At 25.9% G+C, this 20,143-nt stretch carries 21 protein-coding genes; all 21 read left to right on the plus strand.

Annotated elements, in window-relative coordinates; all coding sequences use genetic code 11:
- Nucleotides 1–27 precede the first annotated feature (27 nt).
- The 21 genes from DZ68_RS0104645 to DZ68_RS0104745 all read left to right on the plus strand — a co-directional run bounded on the left by DZ68_RS0104645 (nucleotide 28) and on the right by DZ68_RS0104745 (nucleotide 20,088).
- Entirely contained in the window at nucleotides 28–1,395 is a 1,368-nt protein-coding gene (locus DZ68_RS0104645; protein WP_024790802.1) for a mannose-1-phosphate guanylyltransferase/mannose-6-phosphate isomerase, read from the plus strand.
- Nucleotides 1,396–1,412: 17 nt separating this feature from the next.
- Nucleotides 1,413–1,772, plus strand: coding sequence for a four helix bundle protein (locus DZ68_RS0104650; protein WP_024787486.1), 360 nt, complete (start codon nucleotides 1,413–1,415; stop codon nucleotides 1,770–1,772).
- Complete coding sequence (gmd, locus tag DZ68_RS0104655) at nucleotides 1,759–2,973, plus strand: GDP-mannose 4,6-dehydratase (RefSeq protein WP_024787487.1); 1,215 nt, start codon at nucleotides 1,759–1,761, stop codon at nucleotides 2,971–2,973. The genes DZ68_RS0104650 and gmd overlap by 14 nt, the downstream gene beginning before the upstream one ends.
- Nucleotides 2,974–3,016: 43 nt before the next feature.
- Entirely contained in the window at nucleotides 3,017–4,048 is a 1,032-nt protein-coding gene (locus DZ68_RS0104660) for a YhcG family protein (RefSeq protein WP_035908152.1), read from the plus strand.
- Nucleotides 4,041–5,360, plus strand: coding sequence for a GDP-L-fucose synthase (locus DZ68_RS0104665; RefSeq protein WP_024790804.1), 1,320 nt, complete (start codon nucleotides 4,041–4,043; stop codon nucleotides 5,358–5,360). The genes DZ68_RS0104660 and DZ68_RS0104665 overlap by 8 nt, the downstream gene beginning before the upstream one ends.
- Nucleotides 5,350–6,261 carry a sulfate adenylyltransferase subunit CysD gene (cysD, locus tag DZ68_RS0104670; RefSeq protein ID WP_024790805.1) on the plus strand — a complete coding sequence of 304 codons (912 nt, stop codon included), beginning with the start codon at nucleotides 5,350–5,352 and terminating at the stop codon, nucleotides 6,259–6,261. The genes DZ68_RS0104665 and cysD overlap by 11 nt, the downstream gene beginning before the upstream one ends.
- A 59-nt stretch (nucleotides 6,262–6,320) precedes the next feature.
- Nucleotides 6,321–7,763, plus strand: coding sequence for a sulfate adenylyltransferase subunit CysN (gene cysN, locus DZ68_RS0104675; RefSeq protein WP_035908490.1), 1,443 nt, complete (start codon nucleotides 6,321–6,323; stop codon nucleotides 7,761–7,763).
- 44 nt (nucleotides 7,764–7,807) lie between these two features.
- Nucleotides 7,808–8,167: a four helix bundle protein gene (locus tag DZ68_RS0104680; protein WP_024790807.1), complete on the plus strand. Its 360-nt coding sequence runs from the start codon at nucleotides 7,808–7,810 to the stop codon at nucleotides 8,165–8,167.
- Between the two features lie 71 nt (nucleotides 8,168–8,238).
- Entirely contained in the window at nucleotides 8,239–8,964 is a 726-nt protein-coding gene (gene cysC / locus DZ68_RS0104685) for an adenylyl-sulfate kinase (RefSeq protein WP_024787491.1), read from the plus strand.
- Between the two features lie 137 nt (nucleotides 8,965–9,101).
- The gene (gene cysC / locus DZ68_RS0104690) at nucleotides 9,102–9,701 is read left to right on the plus strand and encodes an adenylyl-sulfate kinase (RefSeq protein ID WP_024790808.1); all 600 of its coding nucleotides are present in this window, start codon (nucleotides 9,102–9,104) and stop codon (nucleotides 9,699–9,701) included.
- Nucleotides 9,702–9,739: 38 nt separating this feature from the next.
- Entirely contained in the window at nucleotides 9,740–10,537 is a 798-nt protein-coding gene (cysQ, locus tag DZ68_RS0104695) for a 3'(2'),5'-bisphosphate nucleotidase CysQ (RefSeq protein WP_024790809.1), read from the plus strand.
- Nucleotides 10,534–11,826, plus strand: coding sequence for a flippase (locus DZ68_RS0104700; protein WP_024790810.1), 1,293 nt, complete (start codon nucleotides 10,534–10,536; stop codon nucleotides 11,824–11,826). Before cysQ ends, DZ68_RS0104700 begins: the two co-directional genes overlap by 4 nt.
- Nucleotides 11,819–12,964 (plus strand): UDP-galactopyranose mutase, encoded by a 1,146-nt coding sequence (glf, locus tag DZ68_RS0104705; protein ID WP_024790811.1) that lies wholly within the window; start codon nucleotides 11,819–11,821, stop codon nucleotides 12,962–12,964. Before DZ68_RS0104700 ends, glf begins: the two co-directional genes overlap by 8 nt.
- The gene (locus tag DZ68_RS0104710; protein ID WP_024790812.1) at nucleotides 12,961–13,938 is read left to right on the plus strand and encodes a glycosyltransferase family 2 protein; all 978 of its coding nucleotides are present in this window, start codon (nucleotides 12,961–12,963) and stop codon (nucleotides 13,936–13,938) included. Before glf ends, DZ68_RS0104710 begins: the two co-directional genes overlap by 4 nt.
- A 355-nt stretch (nucleotides 13,939–14,293) precedes the next feature.
- Nucleotides 14,294–15,259: a hypothetical protein gene (locus DZ68_RS0104715; protein WP_156921105.1), complete on the plus strand. Its 966-nt coding sequence runs from the start codon at nucleotides 14,294–14,296 to the stop codon at nucleotides 15,257–15,259.
- A complete protein-coding gene (locus DZ68_RS0104720; RefSeq protein WP_024787497.1) occupies nucleotides 15,252–15,974 on the plus strand; it encodes a hypothetical protein in 723 nt (240 codons plus the stop codon). Before DZ68_RS0104715 ends, DZ68_RS0104720 begins: the two co-directional genes overlap by 8 nt.
- The gene (locus tag DZ68_RS0104725) at nucleotides 15,971–17,134 is read left to right on the plus strand and encodes a glycosyltransferase family 4 protein (protein ID WP_024790814.1); all 1,164 of its coding nucleotides are present in this window, start codon (nucleotides 15,971–15,973) and stop codon (nucleotides 17,132–17,134) included. The genes DZ68_RS0104720 and DZ68_RS0104725 overlap by 4 nt, the downstream gene beginning before the upstream one ends.
- Nucleotides 17,124–17,882, plus strand: coding sequence for a WecB/TagA/CpsF family glycosyltransferase (locus DZ68_RS0104730; RefSeq protein ID WP_024790815.1), 759 nt, complete (start codon nucleotides 17,124–17,126; stop codon nucleotides 17,880–17,882). Before DZ68_RS0104725 ends, DZ68_RS0104730 begins: the two co-directional genes overlap by 11 nt.
- Nucleotides 17,883–17,901: 19 nt before the next feature.
- Nucleotides 17,902–18,516, plus strand: a complete 615-nt coding sequence (locus tag DZ68_RS0104735) for a sugar transferase (RefSeq protein WP_024790816.1) — start codon at nucleotides 17,902–17,904, stop codon at nucleotides 18,514–18,516.
- Nucleotides 18,517–18,743: 227 nt separating this feature from the next.
- Entirely contained in the window at nucleotides 18,744–19,898 is a 1,155-nt protein-coding gene (locus DZ68_RS0104740) for a type II toxin-antitoxin system HipA family toxin (protein ID WP_024790817.1), read from the plus strand.
- Nucleotides 19,867–20,088: a helix-turn-helix domain-containing protein gene (locus tag DZ68_RS0104745; protein WP_024787501.1), complete on the plus strand. Its 222-nt coding sequence runs from the start codon at nucleotides 19,867–19,869 to the stop codon at nucleotides 20,086–20,088. The genes DZ68_RS0104740 and DZ68_RS0104745 overlap by 32 nt, the downstream gene beginning before the upstream one ends.
- The last annotated feature ends 55 nt before the right edge of the window (nucleotides 20,089–20,143 follow it).

Consider the following 20,143-nt stretch of genomic DNA (forward strand, 5'->3'; position numbering starts at 1 on the left):
TTATAAAAAATTTTTAGGAGAGAGTTTTTGAAAAATATAATTCTTTGCGGGGGGAGCGGTACGAGACTTTGGCCTTTAAGTCGTAAATTAATGCCAAAGCAGTTTATAAAACTTTTTGATAATAAATCACTTTTTCAGCTTACAGCAAAGAGAAATTCAAAACTGTGCAATTCACAGCTTATAGTATCAAATGAAAATCAATATTTTTTAGCATTAGACCAGTTAGAAGAGATAAATAAATTAAATAATACAAGTTTTTTACTTGAACCGATAGGAAGAAATACAGCTCCAGCAATTGCCCTCGCAGCGTTTCAAAGCAATGAGGATGAAATACTTTTTGTAACTCCGAGTGATCATTTAATAAAAAATGAAAAAAAATATGAAGAAGCGATAAATAGAGCAAAAGAATTAGCCCAACAGGGATATCTGGTAACATTTGGAATAAAACCGAGTGAAGCTCATACAGGGTATGGATATATTGAAGCAGATAAAGAAGATGTAAAAAAATTTCATGAAAAGCCTGATTTGAAAACAGCAGAGGAGTATGTAAAAAAAGGCAATTTTTACTGGAATAGCGGAATGTTTATGTTTAAAGCGGGAGTGTTTTTAGAAGAACTTAAAAAATATGCTCCTGAAATATATGAAAAAAGTTTAGAAGCTTATAAAAATGCAAAAAAAGATAAAAACATTTTAAGAATAAGATTAGAAGATATGGAAAATATTCCGGGAGAGAGTATAGATTATGCAGTAATGGAAAATAGTGATAAAATAAAAGTGGTTGAATCAGATTTTGAATGGAATGATGTAGGAAGTTTTGACAGTTTAGTCAAAGAAATAGATTCAAATGTAAAACCTGTTGAGATAGAAAGCAAAAATAACTTTTATTACAGCGATAATCCAAAAAAAACAGTTGCTACAATAGGACTTGAAGATTTTATTGTAATAGATACCAATGATGCTTTACTCATAACAAAAAAAGGCAAAACACAAAAAGTAAAAGATGTGGTAAAAAGGTTAAAAAAAGAAAATAAAGACTTAACAGAGTTTCATACTACAGTACATAGACCGTGGGGAGTGTTTGAGAATTTAATAGATGAAAACGGATATAAAATAAAAAGAATAATAGTAAAACCGGGTAAAAGACTTTCCCTTCAAAAACATTTCCACAGAAGCGAACATTGGGTGGTAGTAAGCGGGACAGCAGAAGTTCAGGTAGGAAATGAAACATATCTTGTAAGACCGAATGAATCAACATACATAAAAATGGGAGAGATTCACAGATTGTCAAATCCCGGTAAAATACCTGTGGTATTAATTGAAGCACAGGTTGGAGAATATACAGGCGAAGATGATATTGTAAGAATTGAAGATGATTTTAATAGAAGTATGTGCTAAGTGATAGGTGCTAAGATATGAAATGTGAAAAGTTAGATTTTTGGAAAAAATCTTCAAGAATGTGTGCTAATGTATATAAAGAATTAAAAGAGTTAAAAGATTTTGGTTTTAAAGATCAAATAATTAGAAGTGCATTATCTATAGCAAGTAATATTGCAGAAGGACTGGAAAAAGAATCTCTAAAAGAACAGATTAGATTTATAGAAATTTCAAAAGGTTCGGTAGCAGAATTTATTACTCAAGCATATATTGGAATAGAAATAGAATATATCAATAAACCAACAGGTTTAAAATGGATAAATGATTTAGATGAAATTTCTAAAATGCTAACAGGATTATCAAAATATCATAAAAAGGAAAAGTATGAAAAAAAATAATCTTAAATTTCAAAACTCAAATCTAAAACCTAAAAAAGCTTTGATTACAGGAATAACAGGTCAAGATGGGAGTTATTTAGCAGAATTTTTACTTGAAAAAGGTTATGAAGTTCATGGTATAAAAAGAAGAACAAGCCTTTTTAATACGAAAAGAATAGACCATTTATATAAAGACCCGCATGAAGAAAATGTAAATTTCTTTTTACATTACGGAGATATGACAGACAGTATGAATATAACTCGTATTATTCAAGAAGTTCAGCCTGATGAAATATACAACCTTGCAGCACAATCACATGTAGCAGTTAGTTTTGAAGAACCGGAATATACTGCAAACGCGGATGGTATAGGGATTTTAAGAATTTTAGAAGCTGTAAGGCTTTTAGGACTTACAAATAAAACAAAAATTTATCAGGCAAGTACAAGTGAATTATATGGATTAGTTCAGGAAGTACCGCAAAGTGAAAAAACACCATTTTATCCAAGAAGTCCTTATGCAGTAGCTAAACTCTATGCGTATTGGATTACGGTAAATTATAGAGAAGCGTATAATATGTTTGCTTGCAATGGAATACTTTTTAATCACGAAAGTCCAAGACGTGGAGAAACATTTGTAACAAGAAAAATAACAAGAGGAATGGCAAGAATCCTTTTAGGACTTGATAAAAAACTTTATTTAGGGAATCTAAGTGCAAAAAGAGACTGGGGACATGCAAAAGATTATGTAAGAATGATGTGGATGATACTTCAATATGAAAAATCGGAAGATTGGGTAATAGCGACAGGTAGAACCACAGAAATTAGAGAATTTGTAAGACTTACAGGAAAATATCTTGGGTTAGAAATTTCATTTGAAGGTAAAGGAGTTAATGAAAAAGGAATTGTTACTGCAATAGATGAAGAAAAACTTCAAAACCTTTTAAAAACAATCAATGTGGCCCATCCACAATATATTATCGATCATGTAAAAAATTTGATAGGAAAAGATATTGTAAATGTAGACCCTAAATATTTTAGACCGACAGAAGTTGATTTACTTTTAGGAGATGCAACAAAAGCAAAAGAAAAACTTGGATGGGAGTCAAAAATAACTCTTGAAGAGATGACAAAAGAGATGGTAGAGAGTGATTTAAAAGAAAACTATCAAGAGCTTGTTCTTAAAGAATGCGGATTTGAAGTTCCAAAAAGCTGTGGATTATAAGTAATGTTTAATTGTAAATTGATAATTTTAAATAGGGAAATATATGATTATTGATAATTTACAAGATTATAAAAAAATTTTAGAAGATTTAAAATTTAAATTTAAATCTGCCCAAATAAAAGCTTCTTTAAAAGTAAACAGTGAATTATTGCAATTTTATTGGTATCTTGGTAAAAAAATTATTGAAGTTCAAAATAATTATAAATGGGGAAGTAAATTTTTAGAAAATCTAAGTAAAGATTTATCAAAAGCATTTCCTGATGTAAAAGGATTTTCTTATAGAAATTTAAAATTTATTAGACAATGGGTAAATTTTTGGGATAATGAAAAAGGGAAACAACTTGTTTCCTTATTGTTTCAAATCCCATGGGGACATAATATAGTCATAATTCAAAAGTGTAAAGATATTAATGAAGCTATATTTTATGTGGAAAACACTTTAAAAAACGGAATTAGCAGGAATGTTTTAATACATCAAATAGAAAGTGACTTGTATCATAGACAGAAAAAAGCTGTAAATAATTTTGATAATACTTTGCCTCCACTGCAATCAGATTTGGTAAAAGAAATCACTAAAGATCCATATATATTTGATTTTTTAACTATTAGTGAGGATTATAAAGAAAAAGAGTTAGAAAATGCCTTAATTGAAAATATAAAAGATTTTTTAATTGAACTTGGCAGTGGGTTTGCATTTGTGGGTAAGCAGTATAAATTAGAAATAGAAAATCAAGAATTTAGAATAGATTTATTGTTTTATCATCTAAAACTTCATTCATTTGTAGTAATTGAATTAAAAAATGGTGAATTTAAACCTGAATATGCAGGAAAATTAAATTTTTATGTATCTGCTGTAGATGATATTTTAAAATCAGAAATAGATAATTCAACTATAGGTATTTTAATATGCAAATTAAAAAATGATTTAATTGTAGAATATGCTTTAAGAGATATAAATAAGCCAATAGGAGTTAGTGAATATAGATTAACTACAAAACTTCCAGATAAATTAAAAGATACAATTCCAAGTATTGAAGATATAAAACAACAAATACAAAGGAATATAAATGAATAAAAATAGTAAAATATATGTAGCAGGAGGGACAGGACTTGTAGGAAGTGCTATTATTAAAAAGCTACTTGAAAAGGGATATAAAAATGTCATCAGTACTTATAGAAACAGACAGCCTTTAAATGATAAAGTTAAATGGATAAAATTAGATTTATTAAATCAAAATGATGTGGAGGAGTTTTTAAAAAATGAAAAACCTGAATATGTATTTTTAGCAGCAGCAAAAGTTGGGGGAATTATTGCTAATAATACATATAGAGCAGATTTTATTTATGAAAATCTTCAAATTCAAAATAATGTAATTTATAATGCATATAAATACGAAGTAAAAAAACTGATGTTTTTAGGAAGTACCTGTATCTATCCTAAAAACTGTCCTCAACCTATAAAAGAAGAATATTTATTAACAGGAGAGCTTGAATATACAAATGAACCATACGCTATAGCAAAAATAGCAGGTATTAAAATGTGTGAGAGTTTTAATTTACAATACGGCACAAACTTTATCTCAGTAATGCCAACTAATCTATATGGAGAAAATGATAACTTTGATTTAGAAAAATCCCATGTTCTACCAGCTCTTATCAGAAAAATTCATTTAGGAAAATGTCTTGAAAATGGAGACTGGGAAGGAATTAGAAAAGATTTAAATGGGACTAAAGTTGTTATTGGTAATTCGTTATTAGTTATTGGGGAAAAAAGTTCAAAAGAAGATTTACTAAAAGTTTTAAATCACTTTGGTATTCAATACACCAATACACCAATAACAAATAACCAATCAACAAAACCAAAGGTGTTGATTGAAATCTGGGGCTCAGGCAAACCAATGCGAGAATTTTTATATTCAGACGATATGGCGGATGCTTGTGTATTTTTAATGGAAAATGTAGATTTTAAAGACATTGTTGATGGGTATATTAGTAATTCGTATATTGGTGAAAACAAACAAATAACTAATAACCAATACACAAATATACCAATAACCAATACACATATAAATATAGGAACGGGTAAAGACATCTCAATAAAAGACCTTGCATATTTGATTAAAGATATTATTGGTTTTCAAGGAGACTTTTATTTCAATACAGAAAAACCGGATGGAACGATGAGAAAAGTTACAGATGTTAGTAAGTTGCATAGTTTAGGTTGGCAGTATAAAACAACATTAAAAGAAGGAATTGAAAAGGTATATAGATGGTATGTAGAAATGAGCGAGCAGCGAGTAGAAAATAATCTACCGACGACTGACTACTTGCTACATGCTAAAATTAGAAAATTTATGAATGGTATAAGGATTTATCATGATAGATAATGAAAGATTAACACATTTAAAACAACTAGAAGCAGAGAGTATATATATTTTAAGAGAAGTAGCTGCAAATTTTTCCAATCCAGTAATGATGTATAGTATAGGAAAAGATAGTTCAGTAATGCTACATTTGGCTATGAAAGCTTTTTATCCGGCAAAACCACCATTTCCTTTACTTCATGTGGATACATTATGGAAGTTTCGCGAAATGATAGAGTTTAGAGATAAAAGAGCAAAAGAGCTTGGAATGGAACTTTTAGTATATACTAACCCGGAAGGGATTGAAATGAACATCAATCCTTTTATTCATGGAAGTAAAGTTCATACTGATATAATGAAAACAGAGGCTCTTAAAAAAGCACTTAATAAATATGGTTTTGATGCAATAATTGGTGGAGCAAGAAGAGATGAAGAAAAGTCTCGTGCAAAAGAGAGAATTTTTAGTTTTCGTGATAAAAATCACAGGTGGAATTCAAAAAATCAAAGGCCAGAACTTTGGAATTTATATAATACACATATTCATAAGGGTGAAAGTGTTAGGGTTTTTCCTTTAAGTAACTGGACAGAACTTGATATTTGGCAATATATATATCTTGAAAATATTCCTATAGTTCCACTTTATTTTGCAAAGGAAAGACCGGTAGTAGAGTGGGAAGGTGCTAAAATAATGGTAGATGATGATAGAATGCCAGAAGAACTTAGAAAAAAAGCAAAAATGGAAAAAGTAAGATTTAGAACTCTTGGATGTTATCCTTTAACGGGGGCTATAAATTCAAATGCTGATACTCTTCCAAAAATAATTGAAGAGATGCTTTTAAGCAAAACAAGTGAGAGACAAGGAAGACTTATAGATAAAGACCAAGAAGGTAGTATGGAAAAGAAAAAGATAGAAGGGTATTTTTAGAAATAATAGAAACAATAGAATCAATAGTTTAGATAGAATTAATAGTAAAAAGGGTGTGTATGGAAATAGTTGAATATTTGAAGCAACACGAAAATAAAGAGATGCTAAGATTTATAACATGTGGTAGTGTAGATGATGGTAAATCAACTCTTATAGGGAGACTTTTGTATGATTCCAAAATGCTATTTGAAGATCAATTAGCACAAGCTAAAAACGAAACAAAAAAATACGGAACAGTAGATGGAGAAATTGATTTTGCACTTTTAGTTGACGGACTTCAAAGTGAAAGAGAACAAGGCATTACCATTGATGTAGCATATAGATTTTTCTCAACTGATAAAAGAAAGTATATAATAGCAGATACACCAGGGCATGAACAATATACAAGAAATATGGTAACAGGTGCGAGCACTGCTGACTTGGCGGTAATTTTAATTGATGCAAGGAAAGGGGTACTTACTCAGACAAGAAGACATTCATTTTTAGTAACATTGCTTGGAATTAGAAACATTGTAGTTGCGATAAATAAAATGGATTTGGTTTATTATAGTGAGGAAAGATTTAATGAAATAGTAAATGATTATAAAAAAATGTTTGAGAAATTAAGATTATCTCTTCCATATAAGAATATGGACTTTAAAATAGACTTTATTTCTATAAGTGCATTAAAAGGGGATAATGTAGTAGAAAACTCAAAAAATACACCTTGGTATGAAGGTCTTCCACTTCTTAAATATTTAGATACGGTAGAATTAACGACTATTGACTATCGACTATCGACTAATTTCCGCTTTCCAGTCCAATATGTAAACAGACCAAATCTTGATTTTAGAGGCTTTGCAGGTACTATTAGCAGTGGTGAAATAAAAGCAGGAGATAATATAATTGTATACCCATCAAAAAAATTTTCGAAAATAAAATCCATTGTTCCATCTATAAATCCAGAGACTATTGATACTATTGATTCCATTAAAACTATTGATTCTGCCTTTAAAAATATGGCAATCACCCTTACTTTAAACGATGAAATAGATATAAGTAGAGGGGATTTGATAGTTAAAGTTGGAGAAATAGAACCTAAATTTAATGACTCTTTTGAAGCAATGATTGTGTGGATGGATGAAGAACCTTTGAAAAATAGAGAATATATATTAAAAATTTATACAAAAGAGACAAATGCACTAGTTTCTAAAATATTATTTAAAAAAGATGTAAATACTTGGGAGAAACTTGAAGCAAAAACGCTTGAGCTGAATGACATTGCAAGAGTAAAAATTGATTTGAGTGAAAAAATAGCATTTGATTTTTATGAAGAAAATAAAGAGACAGGAGCATTTATATTAATAGATAAAATTACAAATAATACTGTAGCTGCCGGAATGATAGTAGGAGAAGCTACAAAAACAGCTAAAAAAAGAGTTTATACAGAAGCTGAAATTGCACTTAATAAATTTATAAGAGAGCATTTTCCTGAGTGGGGATGTAGAAAAATAGGTGATTGAGGTATTGGGTATTTGGTGTTAGGTTCTAGGTGAAAAGGTGATAAATGGGTAATTTTAGAGAATTAAATGTTTGGCAAAAATCAAAAAGTTTAGTAGTAGATATATACTATTTAACAAATAAAGAAACTTTTAAAAGAGACTTTTCATTAAAAGATCAAATGAGACGAAGTGCAGTTTCTATTCCAAGTAATATTGCTGAAGGAGATGAAAGAAATTCAAATAAGGAATCAATTAGGTTTTTATATATAGCTAATGGTTCAGTTGCTGAATTAATTACTCAAATAACAATTGCATATGAAATAAATTATATAACTAAAAAAGAGTATATAGCTTTGTTAAAAGAATTAGAAGATATCTCAAAAATGATAAAATCATTAATAAATTATAGGAGTAAAAATATATGATAATTACACAAAATTATTTCTATTACCTAAAACCTTATACCCAAAACCTTATCTCATCCAAAGGATGAGATTTGTATAAAGAGACAAATATTCGTTCAATTGTAAAAGGGATTAGCTGGCGTTTTATAGCTACCGGTACTACAATGAGTATTGTTTATGTTTTTTTTGGAAATGTAGAACTTGCGGTTGCAACGGGATTATTGGAAACAATAGCAAAAGTTGGGTTATATTGGGGGCATGAAAAAGCATGGCAAAGAATAAGATGGGGTAGAAAAAGAATTGAGCCTTTTAATTTATGGTTTACAGGACTTCCTCTAAGTGGTAAAACAACTATTGCTGATAAAGTATATGAAAAATTAAAAAAGCTTGATATACCACTTGAGAGAATAGATTCTAAAGATGTAAGAGAAATGTTCCCTAATGCGGGATTTAGCAGAGAAGAGAGAAACAGGCATATTAAAAGAATAGGACACTTAATCCAAACTCTTCAAAAAAATTCAGTTTCTACAGTTTGCAGTTTTGTATCTCCTTATCGTGAAAGCAGAAAAATGATAAGAGAAATGGTAAAAAATAATATCGTAGTTTATGTAAAAGCAAGTATTGAGACTTGTAAAAAAAGAGATTATAAAGGAGTATATGAAAAAGCATTAAAAGGTGAAATAAAAAACTTTACAGGAATTAGTGATGTATATGAAGAACCAAAACATGCTGAAATTGTAATTGATACAGAGAAAATGAATCCTGATGAAGCAGCGGATTTGATAGTAAAGTATGTAAAGAAACATTATGTTAAATGAGACGATAGACAATAGTCAATAGACGATAGTCGATAGTATTTTTAACTATGTTAAAAATTTAAAAAACAGCACGGCAAAGCATTGCTTTTATTGACTATTGTCTGGAGTCTATAGTCTGGATACTGGAAAGGATTTTTATGAAAAACATTGTATGGCATCCTAATAAAGTTACAAGAAATGACAGGGAAAAAATTAAAAATCAAAAAGGCTGTGTCCTTTGGTTTACAGGGTTAAGTGGAAGTGGTAAGAGCACTATTGCAAATGAATTAGAATATGAGCTGAATAAAATGAGATATCATACATATTTACTTGATGGAGATAATATAAGGCATGGATTAAATAAGAATTTAGGATTTAGTGATTTAGATAGAAAAGAGAATATTAGAAGAATAAGTGAAGTTGCAAAACTTTTTGTAGATGCAGGGATTATTACAATTACAGCATTTATTTCTCCTTTTATTGAAGATAGAGAGAAAGCCAGAGAAATTATAGGAACAAAAAACTTTATAGAAGTTTTTGTGGATACTCCACTTGAAGTTTGTATACAAAGAGACCCAAAAGGACTTTATAAAAAAGCTTTAAATGGAGAGATTAAAAATTTCACAGGAATTGATTCTCCTTATGAAAGACCATTAAGTCCAGAAATTATAATTGATACTAAAAAGTATGATATTATTTCATCAGTAAGTTTAATAATAGATTATTTAAAAAATAAAAAATATTTAGACTTTAGATAATAGACGATAGACAATAGTTTAGAGAGAAGGGTTTTTAAGTGTATAATAAAATATTTAAAACAGATAAATTTGAGTTTAATATAGATGATGTTTTAGAAATAGCAAGAAAAGCAGGAAAAGAAGTTTTAAATATTTATAATAAAGATTTTGAAGTAGAATATAAAGATGATAAATCTCCTTTGACTATGGCAGATAAAATATCTCATAATATAATTATAAAAGGACTTAAAAAATATAATTTACCTGTTTTAAGTGAAGAAGGAAAAGATATTCCATACGAAGAGAGAAAAAACTGGGAATATTTTTGGATGATAGACCCACTTGATGGGACAAAAGAGTTTATCAAAAAAAATGGAGAATTTACTATAAATATAGCTTTGATTCATAAAAATGAACCTGTTTTTGGAGTCGTTTATGCACCAGTTTTAGATTGGATTTATTTTAATGATAATGAAAATGCATATAAAATAGAAAAAGATAAACTAATAAAACTTCCAATAAAAAGAAATGATGATAAGTTTATTATAGTAGCAAGCAGAAGTCATTTAAATGATGAAACAAAAAAATTTATTAAATCCTTGACTATCGACTATCGACTATCAACTATCGACTATGATTTTATCTCTATTGGCAGTAGCTTAAAACTATGTCTTGTAGCAGAAGGAAAAGCAGATATTTATCCTCGCCTTGCTCCTACTATGGAGTGGGACACAGCAGCAGCTGATGCTGTGGTTAGGAAAACTGGAGCAAAAGTTTATCAATTACCAATTAACGACTATCGACTATTAGTTTATAACAAAGAAAATCTTTTAAATCCATGGTTTGTAATTCAATGATTAAAAAACTAAAACAAAAATTTCAAAAAGAAGAGCACAAAAGATTATTGTCAAATTTTATTTCATTAGCTATATTACAAGGAGCAAATTATATATTGCCTCTTATTACATTTCCTTATTTAGTAAGGGTTTTAGGCGTGGAAAAATTTGGACTTTTAGCATTTGCTGGGGCAACTATAGCTTATTTTAATATATTAACCGATTATGGATTTAATCTTACAGCTACAAGGGAAGTTTCTATTTATAGAGATAATAAAGAAAAACTTAATGAAATATTTAGCAGTGTTATGATTATAAAATTTATTTTAATGATTGTTTCTTTTTTATTATTGCTAATTTTAGTTTATAGTTTTAATAAGTTTAGAGTACATTTAGAAGTTTTTTTATTGACATTTGGGATGGTGATAGGTCAGGTTCTATTTCCTCAATGGTTTTTTCAGGGAATTGAGAGAATGAAATATATAACATTTTTAAACATATTATCTAAGGTTATATTTACAATAGCAATATTTGTTTTTATTCATCAAGAGAGTGATTATTGGAAGGTGCCACTGATTAATTCTTTAGGATTTATAAGTGCAGGGTTAATAGCTTTATATATTATTCAAAAAGATTTTAATATAAAATTTAGATTGCAAACTTTAAAAACACTTAAAACTTATTTTACAGATGGTTGGCATATATTTATATCAAATATAGCAATAAGTTTATATACGGTATCTACTACATTTATTTTAGGATTGTTTACAAATAATATGATTGTAGGATATTATTCAATAGCAGATAAAATTAAAAGTGCAGTCCAAGGTTTATTAAGACCTATTTCACAGACTGTTTATCCATATATTTCTAAAAAAGTAAAAGAAAATAAATTAGAAGGATTAAATTTCATTAGAAAAATTACTATTTATATTGGACTATTTAGTTTTATTTTATCTTTTTTGCTTTTTATATTTGCTCCTGAGATTATTCATTTAGTTGCAGGAGAAAAATATGAAAGAAGTATTTTAGTTTTAAAGATTATTGCGTTTTTACCTTTTATTATTGCATTAAGTAATATTTTTGGAATTCAGACAATGCTTAATTTTAATAGAAAAAAAGCTTTTAGTAAAATTTTAATAAGTGGAAGTATTTTAAATATTATTTTATCCTTAATAATAGTGCCCTTATTTCAAGAAATAGGTTCAGCAATTTCAGTATTAGTTGTAGAATTATTCATAACAATTACTATGTATGTTTATTTACAAAAAACAGGAATAAATATTATGAAAGGAAAATTATATGTTTGATTATATAATAATAGGAGCAGGTTTTGCAGGGAGTGTATTAGCTGAAAGAATAGTAAATAAATTAAATAAAAAAGTTTTAATAATAGAAAAAAGAAATCATATTGGTGGGAATTGCTATGATGAGAGAATTGAAAATATATTAGTACATAAATATGGACCTCATTTGTTTCATACTGATGAAAAGCAAGTTTGGGATTATTTAAGTAATTTTACAGAATGGGATATATATCATCATAAGGTATTGGCTTTTATAGATGGCAAAAAAGTTCCAATTCCGTTTAATTTTAATGCTTTGTATGAAGTTTTTCCAATTGAACTCTCTTGTAGAATAGAAAAAAAACTTCTTGAAAATTATGAATATAATTCAAAAGTTCCAATACTAAAATTAAAACAATCAAATGATAAAGATTTAAAATTTTTAGCTGATTTTGTTTATGAAAAAATATTTGTCCATTATACAGCAAAACAATGGGATAAAAAACCAGAAGAGATTGATAGTGAGGTTACAGCAAGAGTGCCGGTTTTTATTGGAAAAGATGATAGATATTTTAATGATAAGTATCAAGGAATACCAAAAGAAGGATATACAAGTTTATTTCAAAAAATGTTAAATCATCCAAATATAAAAATAATGTTAAATACGGATTTTAAAGAAGTTATTAAAATAGATCAAGATACTAAAAAAATATACTTTTTAAATCAGGAATTTAAAGGAAGACTTATTTTTACCGGCAAAATAGATGAGCTGTTTGATTATAAGTTTGGAGAGCTTCCATATAGAAGTGTGAGAATGAAATTTGAAACTCTAGAAAAAGAATATTATCAAGAAGTAGCAACTGTTAATTATCCAAACAATTATGACTTTACAAGAATAACCGAATTTAAATATATTCATCCGGTTGAAACTAATAAAACAGTTATCTTAAAAGAATATCCACAAAAATATATAAAAAATCAAAATACACCATACTATCCAATCTTTACAAAAGAAAACCAAGAAAAATATAATAAATACTTAGAATTTTCAAATAATTTCAAAAATATAATATTAGTAGGAAGACTTGCTGAGTATAAATATTATGATATGGATGATATAATTAAAAGAGCTTTAGAAGTTTTTGAGGAGAAAGTTAAATGAGTAGTAATAAAGAAACAGTTTGTGCAGTAGTAGTTACATATAACAGAAAAGAGCTTTTAATAGAATGTTTAGAAGCATTGCAAAAACAAACAAGGCCATTACAAGCAATTTATTTGATAGATAATGCTTCAACAGATAAAACTCCAGAATTACTTTTGGAAAAAGGGTATATACAAGAATTACCTCCAAAAGAGTTAAATGAACCTTGGGAAAAAGAATTTGAAATTAAAAATTTAACTAATGGAGACATTATAAAAGTTCATTATGTTAGAATGAATGAAAACACAGGAGGAGCTGGAGGATTTCATGAGGGTGTAAAAAGAGCTTATGAAAAAGAATATGATTGGTTATGGCTTATGGATGATGATGGAAAACCATTTAATAATGAAACTTTAATAAAATTAAGAAATTTTCATAAAATAAGTGGATTGTTAGTATTACAACCTTTGGTTGTTTCAAAAGAAAATACAAAAGATTTGGCATTTAAAATATTGTTTGATAAAAAAGAATTTTATTCTATAGAAGATTTAAATAATGATATTTATTATAATTATATTACTTTATTCAATGGAACACTAATTAATAGAAAGGTTATTGCAACCATAGGTTTTCCTAATAAAAGATTATTTATTTGGGGAGACGAAGTAGAGTATTTTTATAGAATAAAAAATAAATTTAAAACTTGTATTTATACAAAAAGCTTATTTATTCATCCTAAATCAAGAATGAAATCTAAAAGATTTTTGAATCAAAATTTTATTTATCAAAATAATAATTTAAAAGATTATTGTTTTTATCGTAATAGAACTTTTTTATATTTAAAATTTAATAAATTCAAGTTATTTATGTTTTTTATAAAATACAATTTATATTTTTTATTTACATTTAAATTTGACGCATTTTTTTTATTTAATAAAGCTTTTTATCATGGTGTTTTTAATATATGGGGAAAAGAAAAAAACTACTTATTATAGGAAAATTATGAAATTTAAATACTTTTTAACAAATAAATTATTTTGGAAAAATTTTTTACCATTAATATTTATTTCTTTTTTTTATAAACCAGAGATGTTATTTTTTTTAATTTTTTATGAATTGTTTTTATTTATAAAAATATCAAATAAAAAATTACCTATAAATTATATTACATTTATTTATTTAGCTCTTTTAATTATATTTAATTTAATAATATCAATATATATAAATAACAGTATTTATTTTATGTTTAATACTTTATTATTTTTTTTGTTTATTTCTCCAATTATTTTTTTATTAATAACTAATTTTAAAAAATTGAATAATATAATACCTATAAATAATTATTATGTTATGAAAAAAGTTATAGAAGCTTATTTATTTGTTCAAATTATTTTTTCTTTTATTAATAGTTTAAAATGGGTTATTAAATTTCATTTTAATTTTGATGTTAATTTTGGAGACATAATAGCAGGTACTTTTAGAATACCTTTTATTTTTACACCTGATTCTGCTAATGTAGTATTTGTTTTTACTATGATATTAGTTTTGTATATGTATATTACTTACTATGGTAAAAATATAAATAAAACGCTAGTTTTTTTTTCTATATTTATTATATTTTTAGCATCTGTAAATCATTTAATTTTAGCTGTAATGATAGCATTATTATTAAGTATAAGTTATAAATCTTTATTTAAATTTGTACTATTTTTTATTTTTGTATTAATATTATATAAACTTTTGCAACCTGATAATTTTTTTATGATAATTAAAAGAGTAATATTAATATTACATTCATTTTCATCTTTTGAAAATTTATCTAAATTAAGTTATAAAGGAGTATATATAGTTAATTTTATAAATGATTTTAAAAATCATGCAATTAATTTTTTGTTTATTGGAATGGGAGGAGGTACCTATTCCAGTAGAGCGGCTTTATTTTTTACAGGAGAATATGTTCATGCTTTTCCTTTTAAAAATATATCAGAATATATGTATCATAACACTTATTATTTATGGCAAGAGTTATTACATTCTCCTCATTGGTTACAAGGTGCTTTTAATTATCCTTATGGTTCAATATTTTCTTTTATTGCTGAATTAGGTCTAGTTAATGTTTTTATAATATTTGTTCTGTTTTTTTATCAATTAAAAAGAAAAAATATTTTTTCTTTTTATGATAGAAAATTTATTATAATATTTTTATTACTTATAGGTATGGTAGATAATTATTACGAATATTTTCAAGCTTTTTTTGTTTTTTATTATTGTTTATTAAAATTACCATCAAAGAAGGAGATTTACAAATATGAATAAAGAAAACCTAAAATGGAAATTAAAAATATTATTTAATACGAATTATATAATATATGAAAATTTTTTAAATTTTGTTAAAAGAAAAGATATTTTAATTAATAAAAATAGTGATATATTAATAGAAGGTTTTCCTAGAAGCGGAAATACATTTGCAGTAGCTTTATTAAAATCCTTAAATAAGGATATTAAAATTGCACGTCATAGACATGAAGTAGGTCATGTTTTAAAAGCATTAAAATTAGATAAACCCATAGTTATATTAATTAGAAATCCACAAGATGCTGTTATTTCGTTTTTTCTAAGAGAGAATGTGTCTATAAAAATAGGATTTGAATATTATATACATTTTTATACAAATATACTAAAAATATGTAAATCTTCCAATTTAGTTTTATTTAATTTTGATATATTGATTAAAGAGCCTAAAAAATTTATATCAATAATAAATGAAAAATATAATTTTAATTTATGTCTACCCGATGAAAATATTATAAAAAAGGCAAAAGATTTAGTTTTTTTAATGGATAAAGAAGAATTAAAAAGAAAAAAAAATATCTACGATATTTCTACATTTATTTCAATGCCTTCTAAAAAAAAGAAAGATTCAAAAGAAAAAATAATCAATGAAATAACAAATAATATATATTTATTTAAATTACAATACAGAGCTTTTAAAATATATGAAAAAATTATGGAAGAATGTACTATAAAATGAAAATATTAATGGTTCATAATAAATATAAACAAAATGGTGGAGAAGATACAGTTTTTTATAACGAAATGTCTTTATTAAAAGCTAAAGGACATATGGTAGATAAATTAATTTTTGAGAATAGTAGAATAAATAATATTTTTAGTAAATTAAAAATAGGTATATCTGGTATTTATAATATTGAATCTGCTAATATGTTAAAAGATAAGATTAAAAAATTTAAACCAGACGTTATTCATGTACATAATTTTTTCCCTATTGCTTCTCCTTCTATATTTTGGGTAGCAAAAAAATTTAAAATACCTGTGGTTTTAACTTTACATAATTATAGATTAATATGTCCAAATGCTATTTTATTTAGAAATGGAAATATATGTGAAAAATGTATGGATAAGATATTTCCATATTCAGGTATTATACATAAATGTTATAGAAATTCATTTATGCAAACTTTGTCTCTTTCTTTGGTAACAAATATTCATAAATATATAAAAACATGGCATAGCAAAGTTGATAAATTTATAACATTAACGAATTTTCAAAAAAATAAATTTTTATCTTCTAATATGAATATTTCTGAAGAGAAATTTTTAGTTAAATCTAATTTTGTAGATGATTTTGGAAATGGATATAAAAATAGAGAAAATTATTTTGTATATGTTGGAAGATTGTCTATAGAAAAGGGAATAATAACTATGTTAAAAGCTTTTGAAAATACTAAATATAATCTATATGTAGTGGGTGAAGGGCCTTTAAAAAATGAGGTTTTAAAATATACTAAAAAAAATAAAAATATAAAATATTTAGGATTTAAATCCAAGAAAGAGATTATAAATTTACTCAAAAAAAGTATTTCTTTAATATTTCCATCAGAATGGTATGAGGGATTTCCAATGGTATTAGTTGAGACTTTGTCAACAGGCACACCTATAATTACATCAGATATTGGTAGTCAAGCAGAGATAGTGAAAGATAATTATTTAGGTTTGCATTTTATTGCAGGAGATTTTATAGACTTAAGAAGTAAAATTACAGAGTTTTTTGAAAAAAAAGATAAGACTTTTTATCAAAATGCAAGAGATGAGTATTTGGAAAAATATACTCCTGAAAAAAATTATAAACAATTAATAGATATATATGAAAAGGTTATCAATGATTTTTAGAAAAAAAATAATAAATATTAATATATGTATAGGATCTTATGAAAATTTTTTAAAAAATATAATTTTATTATCTGAAAAAAAAATTTCTAGTTATGTATGTGTAACAAATGTTCATATGTTAATAGAAGCATATTTGGATAAAAAATTTAAAGAAGTAGTAGATAATGCTGACATTGTTATTCCTGATGGTATGCCTATTGCAAAAGCTATAAAATATATTTATGGAATAGATCAAGACAGAATTGCAGGTATGGATTTAATGCCGGATTTAATAAGAGAATGTGCAAAATTAAAAAAAAAGATATTTTTATATGGCTCAACAAGGGAAATTTTAGAAAAAATAGAAAAAAAAGCAAAGAATAAATATCCTAACATTCAAATAAAAAGTTATTCACCTCCATTTAGGAAATTGAATGATAATGAAAAAAATAATATTATAAAGATGATAAATGATTATAATCCAGATTTTGTATTTGTGGCACTTGGTTGTCCAAAGCAAGAAAAATGGATGGCAGAACATAAAAATAAAATTAAATCTTGTATGATAGGATTTGGTGGAGCATTTGAAGTGTATGCAGGAGTAAAAAAAAGAGCTCCCAACTGGATGCAAAAATATTCTTTAGAATGGTTATATAGATTGATTCAAGATCCAAAGAGACTTTGGAAAAGATATTTATATACTAATTTAATTTTTTTAATATTAATAAGCAAACAATTTTTTAAATATAAAATTTTAAAAAAAATTTAACTTAATAAGGATCTAATAAATGATAAAAAGAATTTTTGACATTGCGTTTTCTATTTTTACTATTGTAGTTACTTTGCCTGTCACTATTCCAATAGCTATAATCATCAAATTAACAGATGGTGGGAAAGTTTTTTTTATTCAAAAAAGACCTGGATTAAATGGAAAAGAATTTAATTTGTATAAATTTAAAACTATGTATGAAAATAATGATAAAATTTTGAAAGAATTTTTAGAAAAAAATTCTCAGGCAAAAGAAGAGTGGCAAAAATACAGAAAACTAAAAACATATGATCCAAGAGTTACTCCCATAGGCAGATTTTTAAGGAAAACTTCTCTTGATGAGCTACCTCAATTTATAAATGTTTTAAAAGGTGATATGAGTGTAGTGGGACCTAGGCCTTATATAATGTCAGAATTTGAAGAGTATAATATTCCTAAAGAAATAGTGAATAAACTTTTATCTGTCAAACCCGGAGTTACAGGTTTATGGCAAGTTTCATCAAGAAATGAAGCTACATTTGAAGAAAGAATAAATCAAGATTTAGAATATATTGAAAATAAGTCTTTCTTATATGACTTAAAAATTATTTTAAAAACAATTAAAGTTATGATTACAGGAAAAGGGGCTTATTGATTAGTTATGAGTTATGAGTGTTGAATTATGAGTTATGAATGATGAGTTATGAGTTTTGAATTATGAATGTTAAATGTTGAATTAAAAAGGGTCAGGATTTTACTTTTTAATTGAAATTAGTGATGAGTATGGGGAGGGAATGAAAGATTAAATAGATGTATAAAATACTTTACATTTTATTAATAATATGATACTATTGTAAAGTAATTTAAACAAAAAGTAAAATCATGATAGATATATTTCATCATAAACAACATATTGCAACTTTTGATAAAGAAGATAAAAAGTATATTTTAGAATATAAAAACTTTGATATTGAAAATTCAATTTCTCTTTCTCTTCCAAACACCCAAAAATACTATATAAAAGAAAATGAAATAATCCCTTATTTTGATATTTTTTTGCCAGAGGGGTATTTGTTTGAAGTTTTTAAAAATTATTTAACAAAAAATTATGGATATATAGACGATTATTTACTCTTTTCAATTTTGGCCCCGAATATAGAGGGGAGGATTAAATATGGTCAAACAAATGATTTTGGTGTAAATTTTGAATTAGATTATATTTTAGAAAATGATACTAATGATACTTTTAATTATTTGTTAAAAACTTTTTTGAAAAAAAATGCAATATCCGGGGTTCAGCCAAAAACTATGGCTGTTTTAAAAGATAAAGAAAATTTTGTATTTAAAAATTATATAATTAAAACCTGGGGAGATGAATTTAAGTATTTAGCCGAAAATGAATATATTTGTTTAAAAACATTAGAATTTACCGGAATTAAAATTCCAAAGATATATCTTTCTAAAAATAAAAAATTTTTAGTAATTGAAAGATTTGACAGTGAAAATATAGGATTTGAAGAAGTAATTTCTCTTATGGATAAAACAAAAATTTTTAAATATACAGGAAGCTACGAACAGGTTGCAAAAACAATTTATCAATATGTTAGTGATGTAAACGATATGGAGATTTTTTTTAAAATGATTGTAATGAATTATTTTTTAAAAAACGGAGATGCTCATCTTAAAAATTTTGGGCTTTTATTTAGCGATGATTTTAATAAAATTTGGCTTGCTCCTGCTTATGATGTTGTAACTACAACTGCTTATATTTTTAAAGACAAACCTGCCCTTACAATGTTTGGAAGAAAAAAATGGTATGATGAAGAATTAATTGAATTTGGAGAAAAATACTGCTTTTTAAATAATGCAAAAGAGCTTTATTTAGAATGTAAAGAAGCTTTAAAAAAAGGCATTTCTTTTTTAAAAGAATATATATCTAATAATTCCCATTTTGAAATAATCGGTAAAAGAATGCTTGATAGCTGGCAAAATAAGGAAATAAAAGATGATATTATCAGATCTTGGAAAAATAATTAAAAAATTAAGAAAAGAAAAAAATTTATCACAGGAAGAATTGGCAAAAAAGGCTAATATTTCCCGTGCGACACTCTCTAAACTTGAAAACGGAAATTTAACTAAAATAAGTGTTGCAACATTTGATAAAATTTTAGGAATTTTGGGTTATACTATTGATATTAAGCCAAAAAATCCTTTTGTAAAAAGATAAAAACTATAGGGTCAGGAGTTTACTTTTTAACTGAAATGAGTGATTAGTTATGAAT

Origin of the sequence: Lebetimonas sp. JS085, assembly GCF_000523295.1 — a bacterium.
Classification (GTDB): Bacteria; Campylobacterota; Campylobacteria; order Campylobacterales; family Nautiliaceae; genus Lebetimonas.